16 protein-coding genes and 1 pseudogene are annotated in these 20,414 nt (G+C 71.6%); 6 read left to right on the top strand and 11 right to left on the bottom strand.

The annotated features are described in order from the left end of the window. Positions 1-132: 132 nt before the first annotated feature. Entirely contained in the window at positions 133-333 is a 201-nt protein-coding gene (locus K377_RS37885) for a hypothetical protein (RefSeq protein ID WP_111668230.1), read from the bottom strand. Between the two features lie 392 nt (positions 334-725). Next, positions 726-1,007, bottom strand: a complete 282-nt coding sequence (locus tag K377_RS37880; RefSeq protein ID WP_111668189.1) for an acylphosphatase — start codon at positions 1,005-1,007, stop codon at positions 726-728. Positions 1,008-1,143: 136 nt separating this feature from the next. Here K377_RS37880 and K377_RS37875 point away from each other — a divergent pair, with 136 nt between their 5' ends. Together K377_RS37875 and K377_RS37870 are read left to right on the top strand one after the other, a co-directional pair. Continuing rightward, positions 1,144-2,295 carry a CAP domain-containing protein gene (locus K377_RS37875; RefSeq protein WP_111668188.1) on the top strand — a complete coding sequence of 384 codons (1,152 nt, stop codon included), beginning with the start codon at positions 1,144-1,146 and terminating at the stop codon, positions 2,293-2,295. A gap of 74 nt (positions 2,296-2,369) precedes the next feature. Then, on the top strand, positions 2,370-2,774 hold the full coding sequence (locus K377_RS37870) for a helix-turn-helix domain-containing protein (RefSeq protein WP_111668187.1): 405 nt from the start codon (positions 2,370-2,372) through the stop codon (positions 2,772-2,774). Here K377_RS37870 and mutM read toward each other — a convergent pair. The 8 genes and pseudogenes from mutM to recG form a co-directional block, all read right to left on the bottom strand. Beyond that, on the bottom strand, positions 2,747-3,607 hold the full coding sequence (gene mutM, locus K377_RS37865) for a bifunctional DNA-formamidopyrimidine glycosylase/DNA-(apurinic or apyrimidinic site) lyase (RefSeq protein ID WP_111668186.1): 861 nt from the start codon (positions 3,605-3,607) through the stop codon (positions 2,747-2,749). The two genes, K377_RS37870 and mutM, sit on opposite strands and share 28 nt — an antisense overlap. A 144-nt stretch (positions 3,608-3,751) precedes the next feature. After that, on the bottom strand, positions 3,752-4,558 hold the full coding sequence (gene rnc, locus K377_RS37860) for a ribonuclease III (protein ID WP_181512749.1): 807 nt from the start codon (positions 4,556-4,558) through the stop codon (positions 3,752-3,754). Between the two features lie 7 nt (positions 4,559-4,565). Beyond that, complete coding sequence (rpmF, locus tag K377_RS37855) at positions 4,566-4,739, bottom strand: 50S ribosomal protein L32 (protein ID WP_030361955.1); 174 nt, start codon at positions 4,737-4,739, stop codon at positions 4,566-4,568. Between the two features lie 2 nt (positions 4,740-4,741). Continuing rightward, positions 4,742-5,386, bottom strand: a complete 645-nt coding sequence (locus K377_RS37850; protein ID WP_237551931.1) for a DUF177 domain-containing protein — start codon at positions 5,384-5,386, stop codon at positions 4,742-4,744. Positions 5,387-5,578: 192 nt separating this feature from the next. After that, positions 5,579-6,667: pseudogene (locus K377_RS37845) on the bottom strand (ATP synthase F0 subunit B). Positions 6,668-6,758: 91 nt separating this feature from the next. Further along, the gene (gene coaD, locus K377_RS37840; RefSeq protein WP_181512748.1) at positions 6,759-7,238 is read right to left on the bottom strand and encodes a pantetheine-phosphate adenylyltransferase; all 480 of its coding nucleotides are present in this window, start codon (positions 7,236-7,238) and stop codon (positions 6,759-6,761) included. A 26-nt stretch (positions 7,239-7,264) separates the two neighbouring features. Beyond that, positions 7,265-7,861 carry a 16S rRNA (guanine(966)-N(2))-methyltransferase RsmD gene (gene rsmD / locus K377_RS37835; RefSeq protein WP_111668182.1) on the bottom strand — a complete coding sequence of 199 codons (597 nt, stop codon included), beginning with the start codon at positions 7,859-7,861 and terminating at the stop codon, positions 7,265-7,267. Positions 7,862-7,970: 109 nt separating this feature from the next. Beyond that, on the bottom strand, positions 7,971-10,184 hold the full coding sequence (recG, locus tag K377_RS37830; protein ID WP_111668181.1) for an ATP-dependent DNA helicase RecG: 2,214 nt from the start codon (positions 10,182-10,184) through the stop codon (positions 7,971-7,973). 185 nt (positions 10,185-10,369) lie between these two features. Between recG and K377_RS37825 the strand changes: the two genes are divergently transcribed. Together K377_RS37825 and K377_RS37820 are read left to right on the top strand one after the other, a co-directional pair. Then, positions 10,370-12,208 (top strand): HSP90 family protein, encoded by a 1,839-nt coding sequence (locus tag K377_RS37825; protein ID WP_111668180.1) that lies wholly within the window; start codon positions 10,370-10,372, stop codon positions 12,206-12,208. Continuing rightward, a complete protein-coding gene (locus K377_RS37820; RefSeq protein WP_202455833.1) occupies positions 12,205-14,934 on the top strand; it encodes a tetratricopeptide repeat protein in 2,730 nt (909 codons plus the stop codon). The genes K377_RS37825 and K377_RS37820 overlap by 4 nt, the downstream gene beginning before the upstream one ends. Positions 14,935-14,941: 7 nt before the next feature. Here K377_RS37820 and K377_RS37815 read toward each other — a convergent pair whose 3' ends face one another. Then, positions 14,942-16,615, bottom strand: coding sequence for a DAK2 domain-containing protein (locus K377_RS37815; RefSeq protein ID WP_258395276.1), 1,674 nt, complete (start codon positions 16,613-16,615; stop codon positions 14,942-14,944). A 285-nt stretch (positions 16,616-16,900) separates the two neighbouring features. Here K377_RS37815 and rpmB point away from each other — a divergent pair, with 285 nt between their 5' ends. Continuing rightward, positions 16,901-17,086 (top strand): 50S ribosomal protein L28, encoded by a 186-nt coding sequence (gene rpmB / locus K377_RS37810; protein ID WP_003957616.1) that lies wholly within the window; start codon positions 16,901-16,903, stop codon positions 17,084-17,086. A 144-nt stretch (positions 17,087-17,230) separates the two neighbouring features. Continuing rightward, entirely contained in the window at positions 17,231-20,260 is a 3,030-nt protein-coding gene (locus K377_RS37805) for a BTAD domain-containing putative transcriptional regulator (RefSeq protein WP_111668227.1), read from the top strand. Positions 20,261-20,414: the final 154 nt, after the last annotated feature.

Here is a 20,414-nt window from a genome sequence, read left to right as displayed (position 1 = left end):
CGGGGGCTCACCGACCGGGGCGGGCCGGGAGGGAAGAAAGAAGGGACGCCGAAGCGTCCCTTGCATATCTGGTGCGTTGCTCTGTCAAGCGGTGGTTACGAGCAGCCGGACCGCGTGCGCCGTTGAATGCGGTCAGGTGAGCGCGGGCTCCGCCTGGGGTACGTCGACCTCGATGAGAGCGTCGTGAGAAGCGGCAGCCGCGAGCGCGTCGTTCTCCGCCTGGATCCGGCCAAGCTCGGATTCCAGGTCCTGGACACGCTGCTGGAGCCGTCGCATCTCGGCGAGAAGTCGCGGGTCGCTGCCGCCGACGTAACCGAGAAGCGCCTTTGCCATGATGGATGGTCCTCCACACTGAGTGACCGACCGTAGCGATGGTGGGTCGTGAGGTTTGAAGGGGAAAACGCACCCGCGGTGCTTGGCACTTCTTGTCTTGCCGGCCGTTCTCACATGCCAAACAGCTAAGGTGCGCGGGGATTCCAGAGTCTCACCAAAAAGTTTGACGGTCAACACGATCACACCCCGTATTGGCGGGCATCCCGGGGGCTCTGCGCCGTGGATCGTGCGGCGCGGCCTCACCGTCGGGGCCCTGGGGGTGTGGAGATCATCCGTTCATCCGGAGCCTGCCACGACTCCCCCGCGTTGGCAACCACCAGGGCGTTTCTGCCCGGAGCAGTTGCCCACGGCACCTCCGCGCCGCTCGTTCGCCGTCGGCCTGCGGCGACGGTTCAGCGGATGGCAAATCCGTCGTAGCCGCCTCGGGGTGTGTCCCAGATCTCGGTGACACCGTCGACGCGTCCGGGTGTGTCGTCACCGTGGAGCCAGTCGAGCAGTTGCTGACATGCCGTGCGCGGTCCTTCGGCGACCACTTGTACGCGACCGTCGTCCAAATTGAGAGCAAAACCACTCAGGCCGCCGATCTCCAGGGCCCGCGCCCGCGTGAACCAGCGGAAACCCACACGTTGGACGCGTCCTCGCACCCACGCGACCAGGCGCACATCTTCATTCATGGCTGCACGCTAACCGGCCAATTGCTCTCTGAGCACTTCCTCCCCTTGCGTTCTGGGGTACCGTCGCGGACCGATGAGTCTCACCCGTACGGGTGAGTCGCATCGACGACCGCGAGGATCGAGGAAGGCCACAGACATGGGACGCCACCGACGCTCCGACGCCGGCCGCGCCGCCACGGGCCGCGCTACGGGCACTCCGGAGGAGCAGCACTCCGAGGGCTGGTACACCGAAGGATACGGCGAGGCGTACGGCGTTGATCACGCTGGGGCGTACGAGGAGCGGACCTCCTCCTACCCCTCACATTCCGCGCACTCCGCGTACGCCCCGACGCCCTCCTACACACAGGCGCCGTCCTCGTACGCCACATCGCCCTACGCGCCGCAGGACGAGACCGTCACGGCCGCCTACGGCACCGTGGGGGCTCACGCGGACGGCGGGTCCGACGAGCCTCCGCGCGGGCACGCCCACCGCCGCCGCAAGAAGCGCGACGGTGTCCCGCTGCGCACCGGCCTCCTCGGCGCCTCGGCGTGCGTGGCCATGGGCGCGGTCGCGGTGGCCTCGGGGCTGATCCCGGGCTCCGACACCTTCAAGCTCGGTGGCGACCACGGCGGAAACAAGGTGCAGGCCGCGGGCTCCCCGAGCGTCGAGGCGCAGGGCGGCACCGACGGCACGGTCGAGGACCGCGCATCGGAGTCCGCCGCGAGCCGCGACGACCAGCGCTCGGCCTCCCCGTCCGCCTCCCCCTCGAAGTCCTCCGAGTCGGCCGAGCCGTCCGCGAAGCCGTCGAAGACCCCGGTCGAGACCAAGAGCGCCGGCACCGTCACGAAGCCGAAGACCGCGAGCCCGTCGGCGTCCGCCGAGGAGAAGACCTCGGCGCCCACCACGAAGGCGGCGACGACCACCTCCGACGAGGCGGCGGCCGCGGCCCAGGTGCTCACGCTGGTCAACCAGGAGCGCGCCAAGGTCGGCTGTTCCCCGGTGACCGCGGACAGTGGGCTGGCCGCCCTGGCGAGCGACTTCAGCGAGGACATGGCCGCGCGGAACTTCTTCGACCACACGGACCCGGACGGCGCGACGCCGTGGGACCGCGCCAAGAAGGCCGGCATCACCAATCTGGGCGGCGAGAACATCGCCCGCGGACAGGCCAACGCCCAGTCCGTGATGGACGCCTGGATGAACAGCGAGGGCCACAAGGCCAACATCCTCAACTGCGACTTCAAGACCCTCGGCGTCGGGGTGCACTTCGGCTCCGGCGGCCCGTGGTGGACGCAGGACTTCGGCTACTAGGCCCCGGACAGTCACCACTTATTCCCGGTTAGCGCACCCCTTGAGTGAGCGCTAACCGGGAGTATGCTGCGTTCATGACCTCGACCGACAGCGCCACCGTGAGTGTCACGGACAGTGCCTACGACGTGTTCGCCCGGGCCTGCCCGTCGCGCGGCACGCTCGAACACGTGACGGGCCGCTGGGGCGCCCTCACGCTCGGAGCGCTGCACGAGGGCTCGTTCCGCTTCAACGAACTGCGCCGCCGGGTCGACGGCGTGAGCGAGAAGATGCTGTCCCAGACGCTGCAGGCGCTGGAGCGCGACGGCCTGGTGCACCGCGAGGCCCAGCCGACGAACCCGCCGCGCGTGGACTACGAACTCACCCCGCTGGGCCACGAGGTGGCCGGCCGGCTCCTCGCCCTGATCGAGTTCGTCGAGGGCCGCATGGACGAGGTACTGGTGGCGCGCGAGCGCTACGACGCGACGCGCGGCGGCCGCTGACAGCGCGGGCAGAAGTAGCTGGACCGGTTCATCCACGGGCGGCGCCGCATCGGCGTGGCACACCGCCGGCAGGGCAGTCCCTCCCGGCCGTACGCGTCGAGGGACCGGTCGAAGTATCCCGACTCCCCGTTCACATTGACGTAGAGCGAGTCGAAGCTGGTCCCGCCGACGGACAGCGCCGCGTTCATCACGTCCCTGATGTGGCCGAGGAGTTCGGCCGTGCGCGGGCTCGTGAACGTGGCGGTGGGCCGCTCGTAGTGCAGCTTCGCGCGCCAGAGCGCCTCGTCCGCGTAGATGTTGCCGACACCGCTGATGAGCGACTGATCGAGCAGTGCGCGCTTGATGGTGGTGCGCTTGCGGCGCAGGGACTCGTGGAACGCGGCGTCGTCGAAGAGCGGGTCGAGCGGGTCGCGGGCGATGTGCGCGATGATGTCGGGCAGCCCGTCGGCGGTGGTGTCGTGCAGCGAAAGACCGCCGAAGGTGCGCTGGTCGACGAAGCGCAGTTCGGTACCGAGGTCGTCGTCGAACCGGACCCTGATCCGCAGGTGCTTCTCGTCCGGGGCGTCGTGCGGCTGCACCAGCAACTGCCCGCTCATACCGAGGTGCGCGAGCACGGAGGTGTGGGTCGTCTCCAGCGGCAGCCAGAGGTACTTGCCGCGGCGGCTCGGCTCCCCGATCCGCTGCCCCTTGAGGCGGTGCGCGAAGTCCTCACCGCCCGCGATGTGCCGGCGCACGGCGCGCGGGTGCCGTACTTCGGCCTCGGCGACGGTCCGCCGCGCCACCCACCGCGCGAGCCCCCGCCGCACCACTTCGACCTCGGGAAGTTCCGGCACAAATCCTCCATGGCTTACTGCGCCCCGAAGGGGCGCGGGGAACGGCGCGACCGGCCCCCACCGGTCCGCATAAGTCAACGATAGGAAAACGCCCGCCCCCACCGGCGGAAACCGGTGAGAACGGGCGCTCCAGGAAACGAAGAGCTACACCCCGGGGGCGCTGTCGGCACCCGCCCCCTCGGACGCGGCGGCCTTGGCCCGCTCGTCCGCGGCGGCCCGGATGGCCCGCCAGGCGGACTCCGCGGCCTGCTGCTCCGCTTCCTTCTTGCTGCGGCCGGTGCCGGTGCCGTACGAGACGCCTCCGACGCGGGCGGCAGCAGTGAAGGTCTTCTCGTGATCGGGACCGGTCTCGGAGACCAGGTACTCGGGAACACCGAGCCCCTCGGTCGCCGTGAGTTCCTGGAGACTGGTCTTCCAGTCCAGGCCGGCACCCAGATTCGAGGACTTCTCGATCAGCGGGTCGAAGAGCCGGTGCACCAGCTCACCCGCCGCGTCCAGACCTTGGTCCAGATAGACGGCGCCGATCACCGCTTCAAGGGTGTCGGCGAGGATGGACGCCTTGTCCCGGCCGCCCGTGCCCTCTTCGCCCCGGCCGAGCCGGATGAAGGAGCCCAGGTCGAGCCCACGGCTGACCTCCGCAAGCGCACGCGAATTGACCACCGCGGCCCGCAGCTTGGCCAGCTGGCCCTCGGGCAGGTCGGGGTGGGTTCGGTAGAGGGTGTCCGTGACGACCAGACCGAGCACGGAGTCCCCGAGGAACTCCAGCCGCTCGTTGGTCGGCAGGCCACCGTTCTCGTACGCGTACGAGCGATGGGTCAGCGCACGCACCAGAAGGGCGGACTCGAGTTTGTACCCGAGCCGCCCTTCCAGAAGCGTGTGGGACGAGGCTGTGGTGTCCGCCTTTTTCTTGGCGTCATCCGCCGATTTATGGCTAGCCACTGTGCCTCTCACCAGCCGCTCAGACCTCGAGGACCTGGCGCTTGTTGTAGGTGCCGCAAGCGGGGCACGCGATGTGCTGCAGCTTGGGCTCCTGGCAACGCTCACACGAAACCAGGGTGGGGACCGCAGCCTTCCACTGCGACCGGCGGTGGCGCGTGTTGCTGCGCGACATCTTCCGCTTCGGAACAGCCACGGCTACTTCTCCTGCTTCTCGTCGACGCCCGCTTCCGCTTCGGCGCCGCTCATCTCGTCCTTCTCGCCGTCCTGGATGGTGCCAGCGAGTCCCTGCAATGCCGCCCAACGGATGTCGACGGCGTCGTGGTGGTGGCCCGGCTGGTCCGAAAGCCGCACTCCGCACTCGGAGCACAGACCCTCGCAGTCTTCCTGGCACACCGGCTGCATCGGCAGTGCGAGCACCACCGCATCACGCAGCACAGGCTCGAGGTCGAACAGGCCGTCCTCGAGAAAGAGCCTGTCCTCGTCGTCCTCGGCGTCGTCGCCCGGTTCCGCCTTTACGCGGCCACGGTCATCGGCGTCAGGGTACGAGAACATCTCCTGGAAGTCCGCGTCGACCTCGAGGCCGAGCGGCTCCAGACACCTTACGCACTCCCCCTTGGCCGATGCACGGGCGGTGCCTGTGACAAGCACACCTTCCATGACCGACTCCAGGCGGAGCTCGATCTCCACCGGGGCGCCTTCCGGCACCTCGATGACTCCCTGGATACCGAAGTCCTTGGGAGCGTCGATCGTGCGGGTCAGCCGCTGCATGGCACCAGGACGCCGGCCCAGCTCGTGTGTGTCGAACACAAGAGGGTTGCGGTGGTCGAGGTGGGTATTCAGGGCTGGTCCTGCTTTCGATCTACGAGGTTCGTGAAGAAGCTCCGGAGAGCGGCTGCCGCGGCGTTCCGGAGAACCGTTCCGGGCAGCTCGGAACGCACGGGTACGCGCGACCGAACAGCCAGGATACTGGACCATTCGCTCACGGCCCAATCCGGTCCCGGCCACCTTGGCGCGACCGGGATCCGGCCCGGTTCAGCGGCCCTGGTCGTACTGCCGCTCGTACTCCCGCACCTGATCCATGCTGATCATGCTGGTGTCGAAGAGGCTGGTCTCGTCGAGGGCGGCGGCCTGCGGCTGCTGGGGCTGCTAGGCCTCGGGGTGGTAGCCGTACTGGTACTGGTCCTGCTGCTGGGCCGCGTACGGGTCCTGCTGCTGATACCCGTACGGATCCTGCTGCTGGTACATGGCGTACGGGTCCTGCTGGGCCGCGTACGGATCCTGCTGCTGGTACCCGTACTGGTCCTGCTGCACGTCCTGTGCGTACGCGGGCTGCTGCGCCGGGATCTGCGGCGCCTGGGGCGTCTGGGGCTCCTGCGCGGCGGGCTGGAGGTCCTGGCCGCCGATCTCCGCGAGACCCGCGAGGTAGTCGGCGTCGCTGGTGTGCGCCTGCGCGCCGCCCTCGCCGTCGACGTGCAGCGCGCCCAGGTCGTCCGTGGCGATGCGGCCGTGCAGCTTCTGGCGGCCCTTGCCGACGGCCTCCAGGGTCTTGGCGAGCACCGCCTCGAAGGCGCCGAGCTTGACGTCCACGTAGGCGTCCGCGTCGCGGCGCAGCGTCTCCGGGTCGTGGCTGCGCTCGGGAGCGTCCTCGTCCTCGTAGCCCTGCTCGTCGACCCCGGGCCCCGTGCCGAGCAGCTTCTCGCGGCCGCGGCCGACCGAGCCGAGGGTCTTGGTGAGGACGACCTCGAAGTTGGCCAGCTTGGAGTCGACGTAGTCGTCGGCCTCCGCGCGGACCTCCTCGGCCTCCTGCCGGGCCTCGCCGAGGATCCGGTCCGCCTCGTTCTGCGAGCGGCGGGCGATCTCGGTGTCCGAGATCAGGCTGCCGCGCTCGGCGTGCGCGGTCTCGATGATCCGGTCGGCCTCGGCGCGGGCCTGCTCGACCATCTGCTCGCGGCCGCCGATGAGCTCCTGAGCCTGGGCCAGGGAGCCGGGCAGCGCCTGGCGCACTTCTTCGAGCATCGAGAGAAGGTCGGCGCGGTTGACCACGCACGAGGCCGACATGGGCATGGAGCGGGCGTTGCCGACCGCGGCGACGATCTCGTCGAGCTTCTTCTGCACGTCCACCGTGTGCTCGCCACTCTCTCGTCTGCTCACAGGAATGTGAGGGGTGTTGGAGACGGACGGGACGACTGTATGCCCAACTGGTGTGTGCGTGTCACTTCTTGGGGAGGCGCTCGGTCAGTGACGCGTGCACGACCGGCGGGACCAGGTGCGACACGTCGCCGCCCCAGGCCGCGACCTCCTTGACGAGCGAGGAGGACAGGAAGCTGTAGGTGGGGTTGGTGGGGACGAAGAGCGTCTCCACCCCGGAGAGGCCGATGTTCATCTGGGCCATCTGCAGCTCGTAGTCGAAGTCGCTGACGGCGCGCAGGCCCTTCACGATGGCGGGAATGTCGCGCTGCTTGCAGAAGTCGACGAGGAGACCGTGGAAGGCCTCCACCTCCACGTTGCCGAACTCGCCGGTGACCTCGCGGATCAGCTCGATGCGCTCGTCGACGGTGAAAAGGCCCTGCTTCGACTTGTTGATCATCACCGCGACATGCACCACGTCGTACAGCTTCGAGGCGCGGGCGATGATGTCGAGGTGGCCGTTGGTGATGGGGTCGAACGACCCGGGACAGACTGCGCGGCGCACGGGAAGTCCCTCGCTCTCCGGTCCGGTCATCGTGCGTCGTCGCACGTGAGGGTGGTGTTCAAGGCGGCGCGACCGTACCAAAACGTGCCCTCGCCGTATCGACGGGACCTCAGCCCCTCGAACCCGTCCGGCCACCGGAATTCGCCGCCTCTGGTGCTGCGTTCAACGGTGACGAGCGCTTCGTCCACGAGCCACCCCTGGGCCCGGAGTGTGAGCAGGATCTCCCGAAGATCGTCGTCGGAGACGGCGTACGGGGGGTCGAGAAAGACCAGGTCGTAGGGTGCGGCCGGCGGCGGGCCCGCGACGACTTGTTCCGCTTTTCCGGTACGTGCCTCGGCTCCCGGCAGACCGAGCGCCTTGATGTTCTCGCGGACGGTGCGGGCCGCCTTGGCGTCGGCCTCGACGAGCAGCGCGTGCGCGGCACCGCGGGAGAGCGCCTCCAGGCCGACGGCTCCGGAGCCCGCGTAGAGGTCGGCGATGCGGGTGCCGTCGAGGGTGCCGAGCAGGGCCTGCCAGGTGGAGAAGAGGCCCTCGCGCGCCCGGTCGGAGGTGGGGCGGGTGCCGTTCCCCGGCGGCACGGCCAGTCGGCGTCCGCCTGCGCGCCCGGCAATCACGCGGGTCATCTCGGTTCTGGGTCCTTGTCCGTCGAGGTGCTGGTCACTGTGGGTCCAGTGTGTCAGGGCACCGGTACGGGCCGCTCGTCGGTCGCACCGCCCCACCGAGAGGTGACCGTCACCCCTTGTCCAGGTACTGCTCCCGCTCGGCGTCCAGCAGCGCGTCCAGCGCCGTCCGCAGCCCCGGCAGTGCCTCCAGCTCCGGATCCCCGGCGACCACCTTCGTCGCCTCCTCCCGCGCCTCGGCGATGATCTCCTCGTCCTCGATGACGGTGAGCATCCGCAGCGACGACCGCACCCCGGACTGGGCCTGCCCGAGCACATCGCCCTCGCGCCGCTGCTCCAGGTCGATCCGGGACAGCTCGAACCCGTCCAGCGTGGAGGCGACCGCGCCGAGCCGGGCGCGCGCGGGGCTCGCCTCCGGCATCTCGGTGACCAGCAGGCACAGCCCGGCCGCCGAGCCGCGCCCGACGCGGCCGCGCAGCTGGTGGAGCTGGGAGACGCCGAAGCGGTCGGCGTCCATGATCACCATGGCTGTGGCGTTCGGCACGTTCACCCCGACCTCGATGACGGTCGTGGCGACCAGCACGTCGGTCTCCCCCGCGGCGAACCGCCGCATCACCGCGTCCTTGTCGTCGGGGTGCATCCGCCCGTGCAGCACCTCGACCTTGAGCCCCTGGAGCGGGCCGTGCGCCAGCTCCTCGGCGACGTCGAGCACCGCGAGCGGCGGACGCTTCTCCGCCTCGTCCTCGGCGGACTTCTTCTTGCCCTTCTTGGGCTTGTCGTCCTCGTCGTCGCCGATGCGCGGGCAGACGACGTACGCCTGATGCCCGTTCTCCACTTCCTCTCGCACGCGCTCCCACGCGCGCGCGAGGAAGTGCGGCTTGTCGGCGGCGGGCACGACATGGCTGGCGATCGGCGAGCGTCCGGCGGGCAGCTGGTCGAGGACCGAGGTCTCCAGGTCGCCGAAGACGGTCATGGCGACCGTGCGCGGGATCGGCGTCGCGGTCATGACCAGCAGGTGCGGGGGCTGCTTGCCCTTGGAGCGCAGGGCGTCGCGCTGCTCGACGCCGAACCGGTGCTGCTCGTCCACCACGACCAGGCCCAGGTCGAGGAACTGCACCTTGTCCTCGATCAGCGCGTGCGTGCCGATGACGATGCCGGCCTCACCGGTGACGAGATCGAGCAGCGCCTGCTTGCGGGCGGCGGTGCCCATGGAACCGGTGAGCAGCACCACCTTGGTGGAGTGCTCGGAGCCGCCGAGCATGCCGCCCTCGGCCAGCTCGCCCATCATCTCGGTGATCGAGCGGTGGTGCTGCTGGGCGAGGACCTCGGTGGGCGCGAGCATGGCGGCCTGGCCACCCGCGTCGACGACGGCGAGCATGGCGCGCAAGGCGACCATCGTCTTGCCGGAGCCAACCTCGCCCTGGAGCAGTCGGTGCATCGGGTGCTCGGTGGCCAGGTCGTCGAAGATCTCCTTGGAGACCTTCTGCTGGCCGTCGGTGAGCGTGAACGGCAGCTTGGCGTCGAAGGCCGTCAGCAGTCCGTCCGGCTTCGGCTCGCGGGCGACGGCGGTCAGCTGGGTGTCCGCGAACCGGCGTCGGGCGAGGGCGACCTGGAGGACGAACGCCTCGTCCCATTTGAGGCGGGCGCGGGCGTCGGCGATGTCCGCTTTCGCGTGCGGCCGGTGGATCTTGAGCAGCGCCTCGGGGAGCGGCACCAGGCCGCGGCCCTCGCGCAGCGACTCCGGGAGCGGGTCGATCGCCTCCGGTGCGCTGGGCAGCGCCAGGTCGACGGCCTTGGCGATCTTCCAGGACTCCAGCTTGGCGGTGGCCGGGTAGATCGGAAGGAGGGCGCCCGCCCAGGAGCCGACTGCTTCGGCGGCCTCGGCGGAGTCCTCGGCGGTGTCGGCGCGCAGCAACTGGTACGCAGGGTGCGCCAGTTGCATCTTGCGGTTGAACACCGAGACCTTGCCGGCGAACATCGCGCGCGTGCCCGGCAGCAGGTCCTTGTGCGGCTTGTGGATGCCCTTGCCGAAGAAGACGAGCTGGATCTGGCCGCTGCCGTCGGTGATGGTGACTTCGAGGCGCTGTCCGCTGCCGCCGTTGAACCTCAGGACGCGGGCGGTCGCGACCTGGGCGACGACGGTGACGTGCTCGTCGAGCGGCAGCTCGGCGAGACGGGTCAGCTCACCGCGCTCGGCGTATCTGCGCGGGTAGTGGTGGAGCAGATCACCGACGGTGTGCAGGTCCAGGTGCTCGGCCATCACCTTCGCGGTGGCGGGGCCGAGCACCTTCTTCAGCGGTTCTTCGAGCACGGGCACGAGATCCATTGCACACCACGCCACTGACAATCCTCGGCAGGTCCCCGGAACCCGCGGCCCGCGATCCTCGAAAACCCCTGGTCGGAAGGGGCTTCCCGGCCCTAGGATGACCGCCTTCCGACCCTTTTCGCGGTCACCTCACGCAGGGCCGCCCGACCCGCGCCGTCGCCTGTCCCCCCACCGGCGCAGCGACGATGGATTCCCAGACTTCTCACGATGCCCAGCGCGCCCAGGCGCCGCACACGTTCCAGGTCGACCTGCGCGGTCTCGTCGATCTACTCTCCCACCACCTGTACTCCAGTCCGAAGGTCTATCTGCGCGAGCTGCTGCAGAACGCGGTGGACGCCATCACCGCCCGGCGTGCCGAGGAGCCCGACGCCCCGGCCACCGTGCGGCTGTTCGCCGAGGGCGGCGCGCTGCGGGTCGAGGACTCCGGCATCGGTCTGACCGAGTCGGACGTGCACAGCCTGCTCGCGACGATCGGCCGCAGCTCCAAGCGCGGCGACGGCCTGGAATCGGCCCGCGCCGACTTCCTGGGCCAGTTCGGCATCGGGCTGCTCGCGTGCTTCGTGGTCGCCGAGCGGATCCGGGTGGTCAGCCGCAGCGCCCGCACGCCGGACGCGCCGCCCGTCGAGTGGACGGCCCGCGACGACGGCTCGTACACGGTCCGTACGCTCCCCGACGCGGCCCGCGCCGAGCCGGGGACGACCGTGCACCTGGAGGCTCGCGCGGGCGCCGCCGACTGGCTGTCCGAGGAGCGGGTGCTGTCGCTCGCGCGGGACTTCGGTTCGCTGCTGCCGTACGACGTGCGGGTGGGCGAGACGCCGGTGACGGATCTGCCGGCCGTCTGGAACCGCGCGTATCCGACGCCGGCCGGCCGCCGGGTGGCGCTGGCCCGCCACTGCCACGACCTGTTCGGCTTCACGCCGCTGGACTCCATCGACCTGGACGTGCCGCTCGCGGGCGTCCGGGGTGTCGCGCACGTCCTGCCGCAGGCGGTCAGCCCGGCCCAGCGCGCGGGCCACCGGGTGCACCTGAAGGGCATGCTGCTGACGGAGCGGGCCGAGCAGTTGCTGCCCGACTGGGCGTTCTTCGTGCGCTGTGTGATCGACACGGACAGCCTGCGGCCCACCGCCTCGCGCGAGTCCCTGTACGAGGACGAGACCCTGGCCGCCGTCCGGGAGGCTCTGGGCGAGCGCATCCGGGAGTGGCTCACGACGCTCGCGGCGGGCGATCCGGAGCGTCTCGGCGCCTTCTTGTCGGTGCACCACCTCGGGGTGAAGTCCCTGGCGCGGCACGACAAGGAGATGCTGCGCACGATGCTTCCCTGGCTGCCGTTCGAGACGACGGACGGGCGGCTCTCCCTGGAGGAGTTCGCGCAGCGCCATCCCGTCGTGCACTTCACGCGGACCGTGGAGGAGTTCCGGCAGGTCGCGCCGATCGCGTCGGCGCAGGGCATCGGTGTCGTCAACGGCGGCTACACGTACGACGCCGATCTGGTCGAGGCGCTGCCCACGGTCCGTCCGGGCACGCCGGTGGCGGAGCTGGACGCGGACACCGTGACCGCGCACCTGGACTCGATCGACCCGGCCGAGGAGCTGGCCCTGTCGGCGTTCCTCGCGGCGGCCCGGGCCCGGCTCGACCCGCTGGGCTGCGACGTCGTCCTGCGGGCCTTCCATCCGCTGACGGTGCCCGCGCTGCATCTGGACGACCGTGCGGCCCGCCACGAGCAGGCTCGCGCGGACGCCGAGGCGCAGGCCGACGATCTGTGGGCGGGCATCCTGGGCTCGCTGCGCGGCAGCGCCCCACGCGCGCGTCTCGTCCTCAACCACCTCAACCCACTGATCCGCAGGGTGAGTTCCCTGGGCGACGCGGAGCTGGTCGGAACGGCCGCCGAGGCCCTCTACGGGCAGGCCCTGCTGATGGCGCAGCGCCCGCTGCGGCCCGCCGACTCGGCGCTCCTCAACCGCTCGTTCATCGGCCTCCTGGAGTGGGCCACGCACCCCGGCACCGGAAAGGACGACACCCGATGAACGGGACTGACGAGATCATCGACCTGGACTCCCTGCGGCGCGCGATGGCGGAGAACGCCGCGCAGCCCGAGGGCCCGGCCCGGGGCGCCCGCGCGGAGCAGCTGCTCGCGGGGGCGGAGAAGCTCTCCGAGACCCTCGCGGTCATCGAGGCGCTCGGCCATCAGCTGCAGATGTACAACTACAGCTCCGAGAAGGACAAGATGTTCGTCCCCTTCGCGCGCCTGCTGCGCATGTGGGACGAGCACCCGGAGGAGTTCGACGCCTACGAGGCGCACTCGCTGCACTGGGTCTTCAAGTGGATGTCGGGCGGCATGCTCAACCAGCCGCACATCCCGCTCGCCTCCATGGAGAAGTGGCTCGGCGAGATGGAGCACCGCTACCGGGTGGCCGGGCACTCCGAACGGGCCGTGCGGATGAGCGAGTTCTACGTCGCCGACCACATCGGCGACGAGGAGCGGGCCACGCGCGCGTACGAGGCGTGGCTGGCCGCCGACCGCGACGAGATGGCGGACTGCCACGCCTGTGAGCTGAACGGCCAGGGTGTCCGCCAGTCCGACCTGCGCGACGACGAGCGGGCCCTGGAGCTGTGGCGGCCCGTCCTGGAGGGCGAGCACACGTGCGCCCACGAGCCGCACGCCACGCTCGCGGCCTCGCTGCTGCCCTTGCTGCGGCTGGGCCGCCCCGAGGAGGCCCGCGCGAACCATCTGCGCGGCTATCGCCTGGTCCGGCAGATGGAGTCGATGCGGGGCGCGTTCGCCTCGCACGTGGAGTTCTGCGCCCTGACCGGCAACGAGGCCCGCGCCATCGAACTGCTCGCCGAACGCCCCGCGTACTTCACCGACAGCGGCAACCCGGACGGCCTGATGGACTTCCTGTCCGTGACGGCTCTGGTGATGGACCGGCTGGTCGAGCTCGGCCTGGGCGAGCAGAGCGTTCCGGGCCCCTCGGAGCGGGCCTGGTCGGCGGCCGAACTCGCGGTGCACGCGCGCGTGGAGGCACTGTCCCTCGCGGCCCGGTTCGACGAGCGCAACGGCACCGACCGGGTGGGGCGCCGGGTGCGGGAGCGCATGGACCAGCGGCCGCTGCTCGACCGGCTCCCGCTGGGCGTCCGGGTCGTACGGCCGTCGGCCACGCGTCCGGTGACAGCGGTGACGGCGCCCGCCGAGCAGCCCGCCGACGCGTCGGCGCTGGTCGCCGAGGCCCGCCGGCTCTCCGCCGAGCAGGGCGGCCCGGACGCCGGTCTCGCCTGGGAGCGGGCCGCGCGTGCCGCGGAGGCGGAGGGTCTTGAGCTCACCGTCCACGACCGGGCCGAGATCGCCGACTACAGCGCGATGGGATCGGCCGACGACGGCGTCGAACAGTTCGCCCGCGCGGCCGAGTTGTACGAGGCGAGCGGCGATCCGGAGGAGGCCAAGGCGGCACGCGCGCGTGGCGCGTACGCGCTGTCCCACGCGGGCCGGACGGAAGAGGCGCTGGCCGCGATCCGGGAACCGTACGAGCAGGTGCTCACGGCCCTCCCCGGCCTGGACGCCACGACGGCCCGCCCGGCGGCGGCCGTCCTGGCGTGCCGGGCGCGCATCCTGCTCCAGGCACACTCCGGCGACGCCGAGATCGACGAGGCGGAGGCGTGCGTACGGCAGCTGCTGACGCTCGTCGAGCCGTTCACGGACGTGCCGAGGCTCGCCTCGCAGGCCGCGGCGGCCCGGTCGATGCTCGGGGACATCGCGCTGCACCGGGGTGACACGGAAGCGGCCACGGAGCTGTACGCGCGGGCGACCGCCGAACATGTGGCGACGGGGCGGCCCTGGCTGGCCGTCGAGGGCGAGATGCGCCTCGCCGGGCTCGCCCGTGACCGGGACGACGTCCAGGGCGCCGAGCGGGCGCTGCGGGCCGCTCTGGAGCACGGGGCCGGATACCTGGAACCGGTGGGAGCGGCCCGGCTCCACCTCCAGCTGGCCGATGTCCTCGCGGCGGGCGGGCAGTTCGCGGCCGCGTCCGACCACGCCCTGGAGGCCACGCACTGGGCCGACGAGGCCGGTGAGAGCGCGGGGATCGGTGCCTGGGCCCGGTTCCAGCTGGGTGGTCATCTGCTGCGCGCGGAGCGCACGGCCGAGGCCGCGGAGGTCCTGGAGTCGGCGCTGCTCGACCTGTCCGCCGACGACCACGGCGACGGAACGATCGTGCAGGCTCTCTGGTGGCTCGGCGACTGTGCCCGCGCGCTCGGCGAGCATGTGCAGGCCGCGCAGGCCTGGCTGAGGGCCGCGGAGCTCGCCCAGCACTGGCCCGAACAGCGCGACCACGCGATGCTCGCGAACCTGGCGGCGGACGCCCTGGACCGGGCGGGCCGTCCGGAGGAGGCGGACCGGGCCTATGTGCGCGCGGGCGAACTGTGGGCCTCCTTGGGACAGGTGCCCGCCGTGGTGCGGTGCCTGCGCGCGCGTGCCTGGCTGGACTCCGCGTCAGCGGGCGACGAGCGGGAGCTGATGGGCGCGGCGATCCGCACCTGCGAGGAGGCGCTGCCGTCGGCCGAGGAGGATGTCCGGCTCGCTGTGCTGCCAGACCTGGGCCACACGCACCGGCAGTTCGCGGAACTGCTGGAGCGGCGCGGCGAGGTCGCGGACACCGAGGCGCACCTGCGGTCCGCCGCCGTGGCGTTCGGCGAGGCCGGTGACGAGGAGCGCCGGGCCGAGGCGGAGGAGGCCCTGGCCGCGCTGCGGGCGCGCTGAGCGGGGCCTACTCGACCCCGATGAGCAACAGCGCGGACTGCCGCCCACCGCGGTAGACCACGGTGTCGACGGCCAGATGAGCCTCGCGGACGTGCCGTTCCAGCGCGTCCGCGACCTCGTCGGGCACGTCGTCGCCCAGGACGAGCGTGACGAGTTCGCCGCCCGCCGCGAGCATCCGGTCGAGCACCGTGCGGGCGGTCGCCGGGACCTCCGAGCCGATGACGGCCACATCGCCGTCGATGAGCCCCAGGACGTCCCCGGCCTGGCAGATGCCGGCCATGGTCCAGGACTGCCGCTCGGCGACGGCCAGTTCGGCGTAACGGGTGGCGCCCGCGGCCGAGGTCATGGCGACGACGTCCTCGTCGAAGCGCCGGTCGGGCTCGTGCACGGCCAGCGCGGCGATGCCCTGGACCGCGGAGCGGGTGGGGATCAGGGCGACCCGTACGCCTTCGGAGCGGGCCTGCTCGGCGGCCGCGGCGGCGGTGTGCCGCAGTTCGGCGTCGTTGGGCAGCAGCACCACCTCGCGCGCGTGGGCGCGCCGGATCGCGTCGACCAGCTCACCGCTGGCGGGCGGTTCGCCGGGCCGGTCGGGCACCGTGGTCGCGCCGGCCTCCGCGTACAGCCCCGCGAGTCCGTCCCCCGGCACGACGGCGACCACGGCCCGCTGCGCCCGCTCGCGGGGCGGTGCGGCGGCGCGGCCGGCGTGTGCGTCGCCGAGGCCGAAGTGCGTGATGCGGATGCGGTGGGGCCGGCCGGCCTCGACACCCGCCTCGACGGCCGCGCCCGCGTCGTCGACGTGCACATGCACGTTCCACAGCCCTTCCCCGCCGACGACGACCAGGGAGTCGCCGAGGGCATCGAGCCGGGTGCGCAGCCGGGCGACGGCCCGGTCGTCGGCTTCCAGGAGGTAGATGACCTCGAAGGCGGGCCCGGTGACGCCGTGCTCGTCGGGGCACTCCAGTTCGGCGTCGAGGGAACCGGTGTCCACGCGCGCGTGCCCGTCCATGTGCCGCTGCCGCCATACCGGCACTGCGTTGCCGGAGACGGCCTGGCTGAGCGCCCCGAGTACGGCGACGAGCCCCCTCCCTCCGGCGTCCACGACCCCGGCGCTGCCGAGCGCCGCGAGCTGCCCGGGCGTCGCGTCGAGCGCCGCGCAGGCGCCGTCGTAGGCGGCCCGCGCCACGGCCCCGCAGTCGCCGTCCGTACCGGTCGCGGCGTCGGCGGCCGCCGTCGCGACGGTGAGGACCGTGCCTTCGACGGGGTGGGCGACCGCCTCACGTGCGGACTCGGCGGCCCGTCGCAGGGCCAGCCGCAGCGCCGTCCCGTCGGCAGGACCCGCGTGATCTCCCTCACTCGGATGTCCGTCAGCGAGCACCTGGGACATGCCGCGGAGCAGCTGGGCGAGGATCGTCCCGGAGTTGCCGCGGGCGCCGATGAGGGCGCCGTGCGCCATGGCGCGCATCACGTCGGGCAGCGCGGGAGCGGCCGGTTCGAGCCCGGTGAAGACCGCCTCGACCGCCTGATGGGCGGACTCCACGGTCAGATAGAGGTTGGTGCCGGTGTCCCCGTCCGCCACGGGGTACACATTGATGGCGTCGATCTCAGCGCGCTCTCTGCCGAGCGCTTCCAGAGCCAGTGAGCACCAGGCGCGTACCGCGGCTACGTCGAGTACGTGTCGCACATGCGGCACCTGCGGCACCTAACGCCTCCTTCGAGCGGCGGGACTGGCACGCAGAGTAGACCCCGGCGCGGAGCCGCCCGGGAAGAGGGCCTGGTCCGGGGCCCGGGGACGGCGGCCCGGGCAACCATGGTAGTTTCGTTGTATCGAAGCAGCCGTTGTATGCTGCTCCGGTTGCCCGATAACCATCGGGCCATCCCCCTGGCACCGCCACTCAGATCCCTTTCGATCTCGATCCCGGCATGCCGGGATTAACCGTAAGTGCATCTGAAGTCTTTGGAGTGACCCGTGGCTGCCAACTGCGACGTCTGCGGCAAGGGGCCGGGCTTCGGCAACAACATTTCGCACTCGCACCGCCGTACGTCTCGCCGCTGGAACCCGAACATCCAGCGTGTGCGTGCAGTGGTCGGGCGGACGCCGAAGCGGCTCAACGTCTGCACCTCGTGCATCAAGGCCGGCAAGGTCTCGCGCTGACGTTACGCGTAGCGCGGCCACCTCGCTGGTTGCTTGAAGAAGCCGGTCCCCTCGGGGACCGGCTTCTTCGTTTTCCCCGTGCGCACCGCCGGGGGATCGGTGATCGCGCCCGCGACTGTCAGTGGCGGCTGCCAGACTCTGCGCATGCGGTTCGGCATCCTCGGCCCTCTCGACGTACGGGCCTCTGACGGCAGCCCTCTGGACCCCGGCGGGCCGCGGCCGCGTGCCCTGCTGACCCTGCTGCTCCTGGACGCGGGCCGCACCGTATCGGCGGAGCGCCTGATCGACGGCCTGTACGGGGAGGACCCACCGGCCGGGGCGGCGAACGCCCTGCAGTCGCAGATCTCCCGGCTGCGCAAGCGCCTGGATCTGGAGATCGAGTCGGGTCCGGCCGGATACCGGCTCGCGGTCGCCCCGGACACTGTGGACCTGCATCGCTTCGAGCGCCTTGCACGCGAGGGCGCGCAGGCGCTGTCCACCGGGGACCCCGCGCGCGCCACAGCTCTGCTGCGCGAGGGGCTGGGCCTGTGGCGCGGTCCGGCACCGGTCGATCTGCCGCGTCTGGACGAGCTGCGGCTCGGCGCGACGCAGGACCGGATCGAGGCGGACCTCATACTGGGCGGCGGCGCCGACCTGGTCGCCGAGGTCCGGGACCTGCTCACCCTGCATCCCCTCAGCGAGCGCCTGTACGGGCTGCTGATGCGCACGCTGCACGCGGCGGGCCGTTCCGCGGAGGCACTGCGGGTCTACGAGGAGGCGCGGCGCACACTCGCCGACGAGCTGGGAGCCGACCCGTCCGCGGAGCTTTCGGCGCTCCACCTGGAGCTGTTGCAGGGGCAGGAGCCCGTTCGCGTACGGGGTGTGCCCGCGCAGCTGACGCGGTTCGTGGGGCGGGCGGACGAGCTGTCCCGGATCGACGAGCTGCTTGCCGAGGCGCGTCTGGTGACACTGACCGGCCCCGGTGGCGCGGGGAAGACCCGGCTTGCCTGCGAGGCCGCCCGCTCACGCGCGGAGGTCTGTTACGTCGAGCTGGCACCCCTCACCGAAGGGTCCCGGATCCCGTACGCGATCCTCACCGCGCTCGGGGTGCGCGAAGGACTGCGCGGGCCGCACGGTACGGACGTCACGGACCGCCTCACAGCAGCTCTGGAGGACCGGGACCTGCTGCTCGTGCTCGACAACTGCGAGCATGTGATCGAGGACGCCGCCGAGGTGACGGGCCTGCTCCTGGGCGCCTGCCCCGGGCTGCGCGTCCTGGCGACGAGCCGGGAAGGGCTCGGCCTCACCGGAGAGGCGCTGTGTCCGGTGCCGCCGCTCGCCTCGGGCCCGGCGGCCCAGCTGTTCCGGGACCGGGCCGCGGCGGTGCGGCCCGACTTCGAGGCGCACGGGCACGCGCGCGTGGCCTCGATCGACGACATCTGCTCCGCCCTGGACGGGTTGCCCTTGGCGATCGAGCTGGCCGCGGCCCGACTGCGCACGCTCACGGTGGCCGAACTCGCGGAACGGCTGGGCGACCGGTTCCGCGTGCTGTCCCGGGGTGATCGCACCAAGGCGCCGCGGCACCGCACCCTGCGCGCTGTCGTGGAGTGGAGCTGGGAACTCCTCGACGAGGAGGAGCAGGACCTGGCGTGCAGGCTGACCGTGTTCGCCGGCGGCGGCCTGTCCGGGGGCGCGACGCTGGAGGCGGTGGAGGAGGTGTGCGGCGTCCCGTACCCGGAGGATCTTCTCGCCTCCCTCGCCGAGAAGTCGTTCCTCGAGAAGTCGTTCCTGGGGGCGGCCGACGGTCGCTATCGGATGCTGGAGACGATCCGCGCCTTCTGCGCCGAGCAGCTTCAGGACCGCACGCTCAAGGAGCTGCGTGACGCGCACGCCGCGTACTACCTGCACTTGGCGGAGGAGGCCGAGCCGCAGCTGCGCGGGCACGGTCAGCTTCCCTGGCTGGCCAGGCTCTCCGCCGAGCAGGGCAATCTGGACGCGGCCCTGCGCCACCTCGTCGCGGCGGCTCCGCATGACGGGCTGCGTCTCATGGCGGCCCTGTCGTGGTTCTGGCGGCTGCACGGTCTGGCGGGCGAGCGGGTGCCGCTCGCCCGCGCCCTGGTCGACGCGGTGGGGCCGACTCCCCCGCGCGGCCTGGAGGAGGAGTACGCGCTGTGCGGGCTGAACGCGGTGATGTCCGTGACCGGCAGCGAGGACGAGGACCGGCTCGCCCGCGCCGATCAGGTCCTGGCCACGATCGACCGGCAGCTGAGACTGCCCTTCACCGTGGTTCTGTGGACCCTCGCGGTCGGTCCCGAGAGGTCGCGGGACGAGCGGGTCAGGGCACAGGTCGGGGACGACCCGTGGGGGCGGGCGCTGCTGAACATCGGGCTCGGTTTCCAGGAGCAGTTCGCGGGACGTCCCGCCGCGTCGGAGGCGCTGTTCGCCAAGGCGTTGGAAGGGTTCCGGGAGACCGGCGACCGCTGGGGCATGGCCAACTCCCTCGACCAGCTGGGGATGTTCGCGGACTGGCGCGGTGAGCGAGCGCGCGCCCTGGACCTGCTCGACGAAGCGCTCCGCTGTGCCAGGGAGCTGGCGGCCCCGGAGGAGACCGCCGACCTGTTGTGCCGGCGCGGCGCCGTCCTGCTGCGCAGTGCCCGCTACGAGGAGGCGAGCACCGATTTCGCACGGGCGGCCGATCTGGCGCGGGCCGCCGGTGCGCCGGAGAAGGTGGCGGGCGCCCACTGGGGCATGGGCGACGCGGCGCGGCTGGCCGGGGACCGGGCACGCGCGCGCGAGCATTACGAGACGGCACTGGGATTGAACGCACGGTCCTGGTACAGCGTGGGCCAGACCGTGCACGTCTTCCTCGGCCTGGGCCGCACCGCCCTTGCCGAGGGCCGCACGGAAGAGGCCGACGACTGGTTCCGGCAAGCCCGCACGCTGTCCACCGACGGTGTGGCGCAGGGTCTCGAACTGGCGGTGGTGGCCGAGGCGTTGGCCGCCCGCGCGGACGGCCCCGAGCGGGCCGTGACGCTGCTCGGCGCGGCGTCGGCGCTGCGCGGCCGCCTGATCGTCGACGACCCGGATGTGACACCGCTCGAACAGCGGCTACGGAGGGTGCTGGCCCCCGAGGTGTTCAAGAAGGCCTTCGAGCTGGGCGTGAGCCTGCGGGAAGCCGCCATCGTGAACCTGTGACGCCGCGGTGCCTTCGGGCCGCCCTGGTTGAGCGTGGGAGGGCGTCTCGGCGCGGCCGTCAGTCTGCGGCCCCTGGTCACGGATCACAGATCACAGATCACGGACCACCGGTCAGGCGTCAGCCACCAGCGGTCAGCGGTCAGCGGTCAGCGGT

Origin of the sequence: Streptomyces sp. PsTaAH-137 (assembly GCF_003259365.1) — a bacterium.
Lineage (GTDB): Bacteria > Actinomycetota > Actinomycetes > Streptomycetales > Streptomycetaceae > Streptomyces.
The sequence above is the reverse complement of the archived record's forward strand: the minus strand, read 5'-3'. Positions and strand labels throughout refer to the sequence as shown.

What these genes read in the sequence shown, in the direction of transcription:
- K377_RS37885 (WP_111668230.1), bottom strand. Translation starts at nt 333, where the DNA reads ATGGCAAAGGCGCTTCTCGGTTACGTCGGCGGCAGCGACCCGCGACTT.
- K377_RS37880 (WP_111668189.1), bottom strand. Translation starts at nt 1,007, where the DNA reads ATGAATGAAGATGTGCGCCTGGTCGCGTGGGTGCGAGGACGCGTCCAA.
- K377_RS37875 (WP_111668188.1), top strand. Translation starts at nt 1,144, where the DNA reads ATGGGACGCCACCGACGCTCCGACGCCGGCCGCGCCGCCACGGGCCGC.
- K377_RS37870 (WP_111668187.1), top strand. Translation starts at nt 2,370, where the DNA reads ATGACCTCGACCGACAGCGCCACCGTGAGTGTCACGGACAGTGCCTAC.
- rsmD (WP_111668182.1), bottom strand. Translation starts at nt 7,861, where the DNA reads ATGACCCGCGTGATTGCCGGGCGCGCAGGCGGACGCCGACTGGCCGTG.
- recG (WP_111668181.1), bottom strand. Translation starts at nt 10,184, where the DNA reads ATGGATCTCGTGCCCGTGCTCGAAGAACCGCTGAAGAAGGTGCTCGGC.
- K377_RS37825 (WP_111668180.1), top strand. Translation starts at nt 10,370, where the DNA reads ATGGATTCCCAGACTTCTCACGATGCCCAGCGCGCCCAGGCGCCGCAC.
- K377_RS37820 (WP_202455833.1), top strand. Translation starts at nt 12,205, where the DNA reads ATGAACGGGACTGACGAGATCATCGACCTGGACTCCCTGCGGCGCGCG.
- K377_RS37805 (WP_111668227.1), top strand. Translation starts at nt 17,231, where the DNA reads ATGCGGTTCGGCATCCTCGGCCCTCTCGACGTACGGGCCTCTGACGGC.